The organism is Actinomadura rubrisoli, assembly GCF_004349215.1.
In the GTDB taxonomy this organism is placed as follows: Bacteria; Actinomycetota; Actinomycetes; order Streptosporangiales; family Streptosporangiaceae; genus Spirillospora; species Spirillospora rubrisoli.
In genome coordinates this window covers 1-11,087 of the sequence record NZ_SMKU01000051.1, presented here as the reverse complement: position 1 = coordinate 11,087, position 11,087 = coordinate 1, and the positions used below count along the sequence as shown (strand labels likewise).

Annotated in this window: 11 protein-coding genes; 8 read left to right on the top strand and 3 right to left on the bottom strand. The window is 71.4% G+C overall.

Annotated elements, in window-relative coordinates; genetic code table 11:
* Window positions 1–33: 33 nt before the first annotated feature.
* On the top strand, window positions 34–783 hold the full coding sequence (locus E1298_RS13085; protein WP_131892787.1) for a L,D-transpeptidase: 750 nt from the start codon (window positions 34–36) through the stop codon (window positions 781–783).
* A gap of 22 nt (window positions 784–805) precedes the next feature.
* Complete coding sequence (locus tag E1298_RS13080; protein ID WP_131892785.1) at window positions 806–1,030, top strand: hypothetical protein; 225 nt, start codon at window positions 806–808, stop codon at window positions 1,028–1,030.
* A gap of 64 nt (window positions 1,031–1,094) precedes the next feature.
* On the opposite strand, the gene E1298_RS13075 is transcribed toward E1298_RS13080, so the two are convergent.
* On the bottom strand, window positions 1,095–1,769 hold the full coding sequence (locus tag E1298_RS13075) for a helix-turn-helix transcriptional regulator (protein WP_165975446.1): 675 nt from the start codon (window positions 1,767–1,769) through the stop codon (window positions 1,095–1,097).
* A gap of 70 nt (window positions 1,770–1,839) precedes the next feature.
* On the opposite strand from E1298_RS13075, the gene E1298_RS13070 reads away from it, so the two are divergent.
* Window positions 1,840–3,072: a pyridoxal-phosphate dependent enzyme gene (locus E1298_RS13070; RefSeq protein WP_207944596.1), complete on the top strand. Its 1,233-nt coding sequence runs from the start codon at window positions 1,840–1,842 to the stop codon at window positions 3,070–3,072.
* A gap of 27 nt (window positions 3,073–3,099) precedes the next feature.
* Window positions 3,100–3,471 carry a RidA family protein gene (locus E1298_RS13065; protein ID WP_207944595.1) on the top strand — a complete coding sequence of 124 codons (372 nt, stop codon included), beginning with the start codon at window positions 3,100–3,102 and terminating at the stop codon, window positions 3,469–3,471.
* Between the two features lie 28 nt (window positions 3,472–3,499).
* Here E1298_RS13065 and menC read toward each other — a convergent pair whose 3' ends face one another.
* Together menC and E1298_RS13055 are read right to left on the bottom strand one after the other, a co-directional pair.
* Complete coding sequence (gene menC, locus E1298_RS13060) at window positions 3,500–4,600, bottom strand: o-succinylbenzoate synthase (protein WP_131892783.1); 1,101 nt, start codon at window positions 4,598–4,600, stop codon at window positions 3,500–3,502.
* A complete protein-coding gene (locus E1298_RS13055; protein WP_131892781.1) occupies window positions 4,597–5,403 on the bottom strand; it encodes a GNAT family N-acetyltransferase in 807 nt (268 codons plus the stop codon). Before E1298_RS13055 ends, menC begins: the two co-directional genes overlap by 4 nt.
* Before the next feature lie 173 nt (window positions 5,404–5,576).
* Between E1298_RS13055 and E1298_RS13050 the strand changes: the two genes are divergently transcribed.
* The 4 genes from E1298_RS13050 to E1298_RS13035 form a co-directional block, all read left to right on the top strand.
* Window positions 5,577–6,959 (top strand): alpha/beta fold hydrolase, encoded by a 1,383-nt coding sequence (locus E1298_RS13050; protein WP_131892779.1) that lies wholly within the window; start codon window positions 5,577–5,579, stop codon window positions 6,957–6,959.
* A 65-nt stretch (window positions 6,960–7,024) separates the two neighbouring features.
* Window positions 7,025–8,620 carry an ABC transporter substrate-binding protein gene (locus tag E1298_RS13045; RefSeq protein ID WP_131892777.1) on the top strand — a complete coding sequence of 532 codons (1,596 nt, stop codon included), beginning with the start codon at window positions 7,025–7,027 and terminating at the stop codon, window positions 8,618–8,620.
* Between the two features lie 3 nt (window positions 8,621–8,623).
* Complete coding sequence (locus tag E1298_RS13040) at window positions 8,624–9,559, top strand: ABC transporter permease (RefSeq protein WP_131892775.1); 936 nt, start codon at window positions 8,624–8,626, stop codon at window positions 9,557–9,559.
* A partial coding sequence (locus E1298_RS13035; protein WP_131892773.1) for an ATP-binding cassette domain-containing protein occupies window positions 9,559–11,087 on the top strand: 1,529 nt, incomplete at its 3' end. The genes E1298_RS13040 and E1298_RS13035, both read left to right, overlap by 1 nt.

Here is an 11,087-nt window from a genome sequence, read left to right as displayed (position 1 = left end):
GTTCTTCACACTCCTCGGCCAGCATCTCGCGACATGCGCCACGTCAAGATTCACACCGGCGCCCTGCTCGCCGCCGGCCTGATCGCCGGGCCGGCCGGCTGCGGCTCGTCGAGCGGAGGCGGATCGGGGGACGGCCCGCCCGGCGCGGACCACCCGGCGGCCGCCGCCGAGCCACAGCGGCAGGGCGGCGCGGAGATAGCGACAGTGCGCGGCCGCCAGATCGCCGTGCACAAACAGAAGGGCGACGGCGCGGCCTGGAGGACGCTGTCCAGCCCCAACGAGATGGGCGCCACCCGGGTCCTCCTCGTCGACGCCAAGGACGGCGACTGGCTCAAGGTGCTGCTGCCGATCCGACCCAACGGCAGCACCGGCTGGGTCAAGGCGTCCGATGTCAGGCTGTCGTCGACGACCCGCCGGGTGGAGATCGACCCGAAGGCGTTCACGTTCACCGTCTTCGACGGCGACAAGGTCCTGCGCACCGGCAAGGTCGCCACCGGCGAGGGCGGCACCCCTACCCCGGCCGGCCGCTTCTACTTCACCGAGCTGGTCAAACCGCCGAACCCCAACGGCGACTACGGCGCGTACGCCTTCGGGTTGAGCGGTTTCTCGCCGACGCTCAAGACGTTCGCCGGCGGCCCCGGGCAACTCGCCGTGCACGGCACGAACAAGGCGTCGGCGCTGGGCAGCAAGGTCAGCCACGGCTGCGTGCGGGTCGGCAACGACGACATCACCTGGATGGCCAAGAACCTGGCGATCGGCACCCCTGTCGTCGTCAAGGAATGAAACACCACCGGAAGGAACATCAATGCGCCTGAAATCCCTTATCGCAGCCGTCGCCCTGGGCGTCGGCCTGGCCGGCACCGGCCTGGCCACCGCCGAGGCCGCCACCGCCACGCCCAAGCCTCCTCCCACCTCGCCCGGCCAGCCGAAGCCGAGCCGACCCGGCGGCAAGCCGTCAAAGCCCGGCAAGCCGCCGATCGCCAAGCCCCCCGGCAACCCCATCCCCAAGGTGCCGAACTACACCGGCTGACCGTGACCGCAGGCCCGCACGTCTCCCGTCGTGCGGGCCTGCCGCATCGTACGGCCCGGTGCGCTCAGCCCGCCCGGACGCCTCTGACGGTGTTGAGGTCGGCGTAGACGGTGGCGCGAGATACGCCCAGGTGCTCGGCCACGACGTTCGCTGCTCGGGGCATTTGAAAGATTCCGCGGGAGTCCAGGGCTTTGATGACTTCGAGACGGCCCTGCCGGGTGTCGTGGGCGAGGGGACGTCCCAGACGCTCCTCCTCCTGGCCGATTATCGCGACGAGGACGTCCTGGATGTCGTCGGAGAACAGGGTCGTCGGCATCGCGGCGGGTTCCGGTTCTCCGATGAGATCCCTCATCGATTTGACGGCCAGGCGCAGTTCGGTGATGTCGAGGTTCACGCAGAGCGCACCGAAAACGTGGTCGGTGTCGTCCCGTAGGAGGATCGTGGACGACTTGATGGTGCGTCCGTCCGCGGTGCGGGTGATGTAGTTCAGCTTGTCCTCGGCGGTGTCGCCTTGAGCGAGCAGGTCCAGGCCGATCTCGCTCATCGCGCCGCCGACCCGTCGCGAGGTGACCGTGCCGGCGATCGCGACGACGCTCGCGTCCGGGCGCCGGTAGTCGTGCAGGACGATCTCGCAGTTGGGCCCGAAGGTCGCGACCAGCCCTTCGACCACCGGCCGCAGCGTGTCCAGCAGCAGGTCGGCGGATCCATCGTCGCGCGCGTTCTTCCTCGGTGCCGCCATCGCCGCCTCACAGATCCCGAATCGGATACAGACAGGTTGTCCAGAGACCCAGTCTATGTGTCTTGACAGAGTGTATGAGGACCTGGATGCTACGTCTAACTCTTCGGGAACGCCGGTATGCGGCAGCGAGCAGGGCGGAGAAGGAACAATGACGACGTCCGATGTCCTGGCCGGCGCCTCGCTCGACAGCATGGTTCTCAAATGCGTCACCTGCGGCCGGACCCATGCCCTGGATGAATTGCGATGGCGCTGCGGCGACTGCCGCGGTGTGCTGGACCTGGAGGGCTTCACCGCGGTGATGGCGAACGCCTCAGCGCTCGCCCGGCGGCGGCCGAGCCTTTGGCGGTATGCAGAGGCGCTGCCGGTTCCCGAACCGGCCGGTATCACCATGGGTGAAGGTGGGACGCCGCTGGTGCCCGCACCGGCGAAGCGCGGTGTGTTCCTCAAGATGGACTATCTGATGCCGACCGGCTCCTTCAAGGACCGTGGGGCGGTGCTGGTGGCGGCATTGGCCGAGCGGCTCGGTGTGCGGCGCATGGTCGCCGACAGCAGCGGGAACGCGGGCGCCGCGATCGCCGCATACGCCGCCCGCGCCGGAATCGTCTGCGACGTCTACGTCCCCGCGACGACGTCGGCGGGGAAGGTGGCGCAACTGCGGGCGTATGGCGCCACCGTTCGCCAGGTCGACGGGACCCGGGAGGACACCGCGGCGGCAGCGGCCCTGGACGCCGACGATCCGGACGTGTTCTACGCCAGCCACGTCTACAATCCCTTCTTCTTTCACGGCACCAAGACCTATGTGTTCGAACTCTGGGAGCAGTTCGACGGCCGGCTCCCCGGCACCCTGGTGCTTCCGGCCGGGAACGGAACCCTCGTGCTCGGCGCCTATCTCGGCTGCCGGGAACTGCTGGATCAGCGGCTGATCGACGGGCTGCCGAGAATCGTCGCGGTGCAGGCGGAGAACTGCGCGCCCCTCGCGCACGCCTTCAACCGTGGCCGCGCCGTCTCACAGGCGGGTGCCGCCGGCGGCACCATCGCCGAAGGGATCGCGATCGCCCGGCCCGCCCGCGCCGAGCAGATCGTGGCCGCCGTGCGGGCCACGCAGGGGGAGATCGTCACCGTCGCCGAGCCGCACATCCGCGCGGCTCACTCCGCCCTGGCGCGCGCGGGGCTCCATGTCGAACCGACAGCCGCGGTGTGCTGGGCCGCCATCCAGGCGTTCCCGGAAAGGCCGGCCGAAGCCGGAGACGAGATCGTCGCCCCGCTCTGCGGAAGCGGGCTCAAATCCAAGCCACCGGCCTGACCGGCCGCACCGACCCCGGGAGTCCACATGCCTGAAGCCTCACCCCGGTACGGCCAGGCCATGCACCCGTACACACCGGTCAGGAGAGCCGGTGACCTGCTCTTCGTCTCCGGCCAGCTCGGGGTGGACGATCAGGGCGAGCTTCCCGGGGACATCACCGCGGAGACCCACCTGGCCTTCGCGAACCTGCGCGGCCAACTGGAGCAGCACGGGGCCGGCCTGTCGGACGTCGTCAAGGTCACCGTCTACCTCGGCGACCTCGCCGATCGGGCCGAGTTCGATCCGATCTACGCCGATTACTTCCGGGAACCTCGGCCCGCCCGGACCTGCATCGAGGCGGGCGCGCTCCCCTTCGGCGCCCGCGTCGAGTTCGAAGCCGTGGCCTACCTGCCCGGATAGCGGTGCCGGAGATCGGCCAGGTCGTCGATCACAGCGGCAGCCATTCGGTCCCGACCGTGATCTCGTCGAGGAAGTCACCGGCGGGCTCCACCCCGAGACCAGGCCCGGTGGGCACCTTGACCCGCCCGCCGACCAACTCGAACGGCGCGGTGATGTCACGGGCGTAGTAGCGGTCTGAGGCAGAGGTGTCGCCGGGCAGCACGAACCCCGGCAGCGCCGCCAGCGCGAGGTTGGCGGCCCGGCCCAGCCCGGTCTCCAGCATCCCGCCGCACCACACCGGGACGCCGTGCGCCACGCACACGTCGTGCACCCTGCGGGCCTCCAGGTAGCCGCCGACCCGGCCCGGCTTGATGTTGACGATCGAGCACGCGCCCATCATGATCGCGTCCACCGCCGACCGGGCCGAGGTGATCGACTCGTCCAGGCAGATCGGCGTGCGCATCACCGTGGCCAGCCGCGCGTGGCCGCGCAGGTCGTCCTCGGCCAGTGGCTGCTCGACCAGCAGCAGGTCGAAGGCGTCCAGCCGCGCCAGATGCCCGGCATCGGCCAGGGTGTAGGCGGTGTTGGCGTCCACCTGGAGCAGCACGTCATCGCCGAACCGCTCCCGTACGGCCCGGACGGGCTCCAGGTCCCAGCCCGGCTCGATCTTCAGCTTGATCCGTGCGTACCCCTGGTCCAGGTAACCCTCGACCGCCTCCAGCAGCTCCGGGATCGAGTCCATGATCCCGACGGAGACTCCGGCGCGCACCGAGCCGTGCAGCGCGCCGAAGAACCGCGCGAACGAGATCCCGATCGTCCGCAGCTCGGCGTCCAGCCAGGCCATCTCCAGCGCCGCCTTGGCCATCGGGTGGCCCTTGAACACCGCCAGCGCCGGGGCGACCCCGGACGCGGTCTCCACACCCTCAAGCCAGGGCAGCAGGTGGCGGCGGATCACGTGCGCGGCGCCGTCCACGTACTCCGAGGAGTACAGCGGCGCCGAGGTCGCCACGCATTCGCCCCAGCCCTCCGCCTCCGGTGTCACCACCCGGACGAGCAGGATGTCGCGGTGGGTCTCCGTGCCGAACGAGGTACGGAACGGGGACACCAGTGGCAGGCCGATGCGCCGTAGCTCGATCCCGGTGGGCTTCATGACCTGTCCTCCAGTACGTAGTGTCCGTCCCGGGAGATCCCGGTGACGGTGTAACCGGCCGCGAGCGCGGCCTGCATGGCCTCCCGGACGACCGGCCGCCAGCGGGCCGCAAGCTCGGGGTCGGCGATCCGCAGCGCCTCGACGTCCCGCGGCACGGCGATGAGCAGCGCCGGGGCGCCGCTCCCGGGCATGTCCAGCGCCACCGGCTCCTCGCGTACCCGGGCCACCGCCACGGTGGCCCGCTGCAGAAGCGCGTCGGGCACCGGAGCAGGGTCACCGGCCGCCGCAGCGACCGCGCGCGGCGAGCCCAGCCGCCAGGACACGGCGAGCCGGTCGCTGGGCGAGCCCCGGTTGATGCCGTCCTCCATCGGGCCGTAGAAGTCGGGCAGGTAGGAGACCACCGCCGCGCCCAGCTTGTGCAGGTTGAAGTAGGCGTTGCGGCCGACCAGCGGGTCGCACGTCCAGCGGATCTCGCCGATGCGCCGCTCCAGCGCCCACGAGCGCTGGTGCTGCTTGAGCAGGAAGGCCGCGTCGAGGCCGCGGTAGGCCGGGAGCACTCCGGTCATGTGCGAGTGCAGGTGCCCGTCGCCGGCGAGGAAGCCGACGGCGACCCCGGCGAGCTCGGCGCCCGCGTAGGCTCCGGCGACATAGTTCCCGGTGTGCGCGAAGGCCCTGATCAGACCGGGGTCGATCTGCGGCCGAAGGACGCTCGCGCCCCACACCCGGGCGAGCAGGGCGGCCGCGTCGTGCTGCTCTTCCAGGGCGGCCAGCTCCCGCACCCGGAGGGTCTGTGTCGCTGTCATGGGCTCAAGTCCTTTCCTCCCTTGCTCACGCCCCGAACGCTAGGCGCGGCCGCGGCCGTCCGGCCTCGGCGAACGCGACAAAGGCCCGCGCCGTGCTTTGGCGCCCGTGACCATGCTGTTCCGCTCCTCTTCGGCTTGGCTGCTGTGCCGAGATCCCGACGCGAGGAGCAGCGATGCGAATCGACCAGCACGTCATGGTCAGTGCCGACGGCGCCCGCCGGGTGCCCTGCGAGGTGGGCACCCTGGAAGTGCCCGAGATCCGGGGCGGGGACGCCTCCCGGACCGTCGCGCTCGCGTTCGCCCGGTTCCGGGGGACGGGCCCCGAGCCGGGCCCGCCGATGGTGTTCCTGGAGGGCGGCCCCGGCGGCTCAGGGCTGGCGACCTGGCCCAAGGCCCCCGGCCGCTACCTGCCGTTCCTGGAGTTCGGCGATGTCGTCGTGTTCGACCAGCGGGGCGTCGGACGGTCCCGGCCCCGCCTCGACGGGCCGTTCCGGCTGGACCTGCCGCTGGACCGGGCGGTCGGCCGGGAAGAGTACCTGAAGGAGCTGCTGGCCAAGGCGGCGGACACGGCGCGGTTCTGGCGCGACCGGGGTGTGGATCTGCGCGGCTATACCAGCGTGGAGAGCGCCGACGACGTCGCCGACCTGATGACGGCCCTCGGCTACGAGACCTTCCGGACCTTCGGCGGCTCGTACGGCTCCCACCTGTCCCTCGCGGTGATCCGCAGGCACGGCGACCGGATCGACCGCAGCCTGCTCCAGGCGGTGGAGGGCCCGGACGACACCTACAAGCTGCCCGGCAACACCGACCGGCACCTGGCCCGCCTCGCCGCGCTGGCCGCCTCCGCGCCCGAGCTGGACGGCCGGGTGCCCGACCTGCTCGGGCTGATGGGCCGGGTCTTCGAGCGGCTGCGGGAGCGGCCCGCCACCGCCGACGGGGTGGTCATCGGCGAGTTCGACGTCAAGGCCATCACCGCGGACTGGGCGGGCTCCCCGGAGTTCCTGCGCAGGCTGCCCGCGCTCTACCTGGCGGCGGCCGAACAGGACAGATGGGGCTTCTGGGCGGAGCAGACCAGGCTGCGGCGCACCGACGCGGTACCCGGCCTGATGTCGATGTCCATGGACTGCGCGTCCGGGGCCACGCCGGCGCGGCTGAAACGCATCGCCGAGGAGGCCGAGACGGCGCTCCTGGAGGACTACATGAACTTCCCGTTCCCGTTCCTGTGCCCGGTGATCGGCGCTCCGGACGCCGGCGACGGCTACCGGGCCTCCGTGCGCTCGGACGTGCCCGCGCTCTTCGCCTGCGGCACGCTCGACGGCCGGACCCCGCCGGCCAACGCCCGGGCGGTCGCGGACGGCTTCACCCGCGGCCACTTCGTCCTGGTCCGGAACGCCGCGCACCAGTCCATGTTCGAGCGTCCCGAGCTCTTCCCCGCGGTGCGCGACTTCCTGCACGGCCGCCCGGTCGCGCTCACCGGCGCCGTCTTCGACTTCGAATTCGAGCCCCACCGGCCTGACCTGGTTGGGAGCCGCGACGAGCGCGGCGTCGATATCTAGTCGGCGGCCACGAAGACCGACCTGCGAAAACGCATCACTCTACTGGGAATCCAGAAGGAGACTTCATGAACAAGGCCATGGCAGCCGTGGTATCCGCCACACTGGCGCTCGCCGCGACCGCGTGCAGCGGCGACAGCGGTTCCTCATCCACGCCGGGCTCCGACGAATACGTCGACGGCGGCACCTTCACGGCCGTCACGTCGGCCGACCCGGGCAAGTTCGATCCGGCCACCGCGACCGGGACGGCCACCAACGCTGCACTGGCCTACGCCTACGACACGCTCGTGGCCATGGGCCCGGACGGCTCGGCCGTCCCGGTCGTGGCCAAGAGTTGGGAGGTCAAGCCCAGCTCGGTCAAGTTCAACCTGCGCGACGACGTGATCTGCAACGACGGGTCGAAGCTGACCGCGACCCAGGTCGCGGCCAACTTCAGCCATCTCGCCGACCCGAAGAACAAGTCGCCGCTGCTCGGCATCTACGTACCGGTCGGGACGAAGGCGACGGCCGACGACACGGCGGGCACGGTCACGCTCAACACGCCCAAGCCGTACGGGTTCCTCCTGCAAGGCGCCATGTCGGTCTTCCTGGTCTGCGGCAAGGGGCTGACCGACCGCAAGCTCCTGGAGCGCGGCATGGTCGGCACCGGGCCGTACGCGCTGAGCGAGAACGTGCCCGGCGACCACCGCACCTACACGCTCCGCAAGGAGTACGCCTGGGGTGGGCAGGGCGTGACCGCGCGGACCAAGGGCCTGCCCTCCAAGATCGTGATCAGGACGGTGGCGAGCGAGTCCACCCAGCTCAACATGATGGTGTCCGGGCAGGCCAACGCGATGTCGTCGAGCGGCCCCGACCGCGCCCGGCTGGAGCGCACCCCCGGCGTCAAGGTCAAGAAGATCGCGCAGGGACCCGGGCAGCTCTTCCTCAACCAGGGCACGGGCCGGCCCGCCGCCGACCCCGCGGTGCGCAAGGCGCTCGCGCAAGGGGTGAACCTGCCCGAGCTGGCCAAGATCGCCAGCTCCGGCTCGGGCGCCCCGCAGACGACGCTGACCCCGATCGAGCCGCGGGCCTGCGTCTATGACAGCGTCACCGGCAACCTGCCCGCCTTCGACCAGAACGCGGCCAAGGCCACGCTCGACGCCGCCGGATGGAAGCCGGGCTCCGATGGCATCCGCGAGAAGGACGGCAAGAAGCTGCGCCTGCGCTACCTCTACGAATCCACGGAGGCGGGCGCCACTGCGGCCGGCGAATACCTGGCCGCGCAGTGGAAGCAGCTCGGCGCCCATCTGGAGATGAAGGGCGTGCTCGACAGCGAGGTGGACCGGACGCTCTTCTCCGCGGGCGACTGGGAGGTCGTCTGGCTGCCGGTCACGGTGAGCCTGCCGATCGAGCTGATGCCGTTCCTGTCCAGGACGACCGCGCCCGAGGGCACCAACTTCTCCGGGATCAAGAACGCCGAGTACGTCAAGCTGGCCGAGCGGGCGACGGCCACCCTGGGGAAGCCGGGCTGCGAGCTCTGGAAGCAGGCCGAGGCGGCGCTGTTCAAGAACGTGGACCTGCTGCCGATCGTCAACCGGTCCGCGCTGATCGGGCTGCGCAAGGCCACCTTGCAGGTGGTCGGCGGCTCGATCGTGCCCACCAGCATCCGGATGCTGAAGGGCTGAGCCATGCGCTTCGTCGTACGGCGGCTGGCCCGGCTGGTGCTCTCGCTCATGGTGGTGGTGACCGCCTCGTTCGCGATGATCCACCTGATCCCCGGCGACCCGGTGCGCGCCGCGCTCGGCCCCACCGCCTCGGCCGAGGTGGTCGCCGCACGGCGGGCCGAACTGGGGCTCGACAAGCCCCTGCACACCCAGTTCTGGGACTACCTCACCGGCCTGTTCCATGGCGAGCTGGGCACCTCGATCATCTCCCAGGAGCCGGTGCGGCAGGTCATCGCCGACCGGCTGCCCAGCACCCTGCAGCTCGCCGCGCTCTCCGTGCCGATCACCCTGCTGCTGGCGGTCCCGCTGGGCATGTGGCTCGCGGCGCGGACCGAGAACGGCAGGCACCGGGGTACCGAGATGGCCTTCGCCTCGATGTCCGGGGTGATCCTGGCGGTGCCGGAGTTCGTGATCGCGATCACGCTGGTGGTGGTGTTCGCGGTGACGTTCAAGTGGCTGCCGCCCGGGGGCAAGGAGGGCGCGTCCACGTTCGTCCTCCCGGTGACCGCGCTCGCGCTCGGCCCCGTCGCACTGATCAGCAGGCTGGTCCGGCTGGAGACGCTGCGGGTGCTCGGTGAGGAGTACGTGCGGGTGGCCAGGGCCAAGCGCCTCAAGCCCGCCCGCCTCTACCTGTGGCACGTCCTGCCCAACACTCTCACCGCCACCCTGACCATCGCCGGGATGCTCCTGGCCGGGGCGGTCGCGGGCAGCGTCATCGTGGAGAACGTGTTCGCCTGGCCCGGGGTCGGCTCACGGGTGGTCCAGTCGATCACCAACAAGGACTACCCGGTCGCGCAGGGCATCGTCCTGCTGTACGGCGTGGTGATCCTCACCGTGAACATCGGCGTGGACATCCTGCTCGCCCTCGCCGACCCGCGTTCCCAGATCCGGAGGTCCTGATGCCGCGCCGCGCGCTGCGCACCACCACCGGCCTGATCGGCCTCGTGCTGATCCTGGCCGCCGTCGCCCTCGCGATCGTCGGGCCGGTGTTCTGGGACTCCGAGGCCACCCGGATCGACGCCGCCGACATCAACGCGCCCGCCTCGGGCGAGCACTGGTTCGGCACCGACGGCCTCGGCCGTGACGTGTTCGCCCGCACGATGGTGGCGGCACGGCTGTCGCTGACGCTGGCCGTGCTGGCGACACTGCTGGGCGTCGGCGCCGGTGTGCTGCTCGGCGCGCTGCCGACGGTGCTCGGCCGCCGGGGCGCCCGCTTGGTCACCACCCTGGTGGAGCTTCTGCTGGCCTTCCCCGGGCTGATCCTCGCCATGTTCCTGGCGGTGGTCTCCGGGCTGGGGGCGCGCGGGGCGGTGCTCGGCATCGGCTGCGCGACCGCGCCGGGGTTCGCCCGGCTGACCCAGACGATGGCCGCCTCGGTCGCCGGGTCGGACTACCTGGCGGCGGCGAAGGTGCTGGGCGTCGGCCGGACGCGGCGGCTCACCCGGTACGTGCTGCCCAACATCGCCGAGCCGCTGATCCTGGGCTTCACCGTCACCCTGGGGCAGTCGCTGCTGGCGCTGGCGGGCCTGTCGTTCCTCGGGCTCGGCGTTCAGGCGCCGACCTACGACTGGGGGCGGCTGGTCGGCGAAGGGATGCCCGGCATCTTCGTCTCACCCCTCACGGCGCTCGGCCCGGCGCTGGCGATCTGTATCGCGGCGATCGGGTTCACGCTGTTCGGCGAGGGTCTGTCGCAGGCCGCCTCCGGACGGGCCGTGGTCCGGTGGCGGGCCGAGCCCACCGATCCGAAGGCGGTCCCGCCCGTGCCCGCCGGCACCGCCGACACCGCCGGCGCCGACGACAAGGCCGTGGACGAGAAGGCCGTACTCGACGTCCGGGACCTGACCGTGACCTTCCCGGGCGGTGTGCGGCCGGTCCGCGGCGTCTCCTTCACCGTCCGGCCCGGCCAGGTGATCGGCATCGTCGGCGAGTCCGGCTCCGGGAAGAGCCTCACCGCGGCGGCCATCGCCGGGCTCGTCCCGCATCCGGGCGCGGTCGGGGCCACCCGGCTGGAGATCGCGGGCGCCGATCCGCGCGCGCTGGGCCCGGCCGAGCGCCGGCGCCTGCTGGGGACCAAGCTCGCCCTGGTCTTCCAGGACCCGATGTCGGCGCTGAATCCGGCGCTGCGGGTCGGCACCCAGCTCGCCGAGGTCGTGACCACCCACCGCGGGGCCGGCCGGACGGCGGCCCGGAAGTCGGTGGTGGCGGGGCTCGGGCAGGTGGCACTGCCCGACCCGGAACGGCGCGTCCGGCAGTACCCGCACGAGTACTCGGGCGGGATGCGGCAGCGTGCCGTCATCGCCATGGGGCTGATGGCCGAGCCCGACGTCATCGTCGCCGACGAGCCCACCACCGCCCTGGACGTGACCGTACAGCGGCAGATCCTGGCGCTGCTCGGCGAGGTGACCGGCGGGGCGGGCCGGGGCCTGTC

Coding starts and splice junctions, on each gene's coding strand:
- E1298_RS13085 (WP_131892787.1), top strand. CDS start 34: ATGCGCCACGTCAAGATTCACACCGGCGCCCTGCTCGCCGCCGGCCTG.
- E1298_RS13080 (WP_131892785.1), top strand. CDS start 806: ATGCGCCTGAAATCCCTTATCGCAGCCGTCGCCCTGGGCGTCGGCCTG.
- E1298_RS13075 (WP_165975446.1), bottom strand. CDS start 1,769: ATGGCGGCACCGAGGAAGAACGCGCGCGACGATGGATCCGCCGACCTG.
- E1298_RS13065 (WP_207944595.1), top strand. CDS start 3,100: ATGCCTGAAGCCTCACCCCGGTACGGCCAGGCCATGCACCCGTACACA.
- menC (WP_131892783.1), bottom strand. CDS start 4,600: ATGAAGCCCACCGGGATCGAGCTACGGCGCATCGGCCTGCCACTGGTG.
- E1298_RS13055 (WP_131892781.1), bottom strand. CDS start 5,403: ATGACAGCGACACAGACCCTCCGGGTGCGGGAGCTGGCCGCCCTGGAA.
- E1298_RS13050 (WP_131892779.1), top strand. CDS start 5,577: ATGCGAATCGACCAGCACGTCATGGTCAGTGCCGACGGCGCCCGCCGG.
- E1298_RS13045 (WP_131892777.1), top strand. CDS start 7,025: ATGAACAAGGCCATGGCAGCCGTGGTATCCGCCACACTGGCGCTCGCC.
- E1298_RS13040 (WP_131892775.1), top strand. CDS start 8,624: ATGCGCTTCGTCGTACGGCGGCTGGCCCGGCTGGTGCTCTCGCTCATG.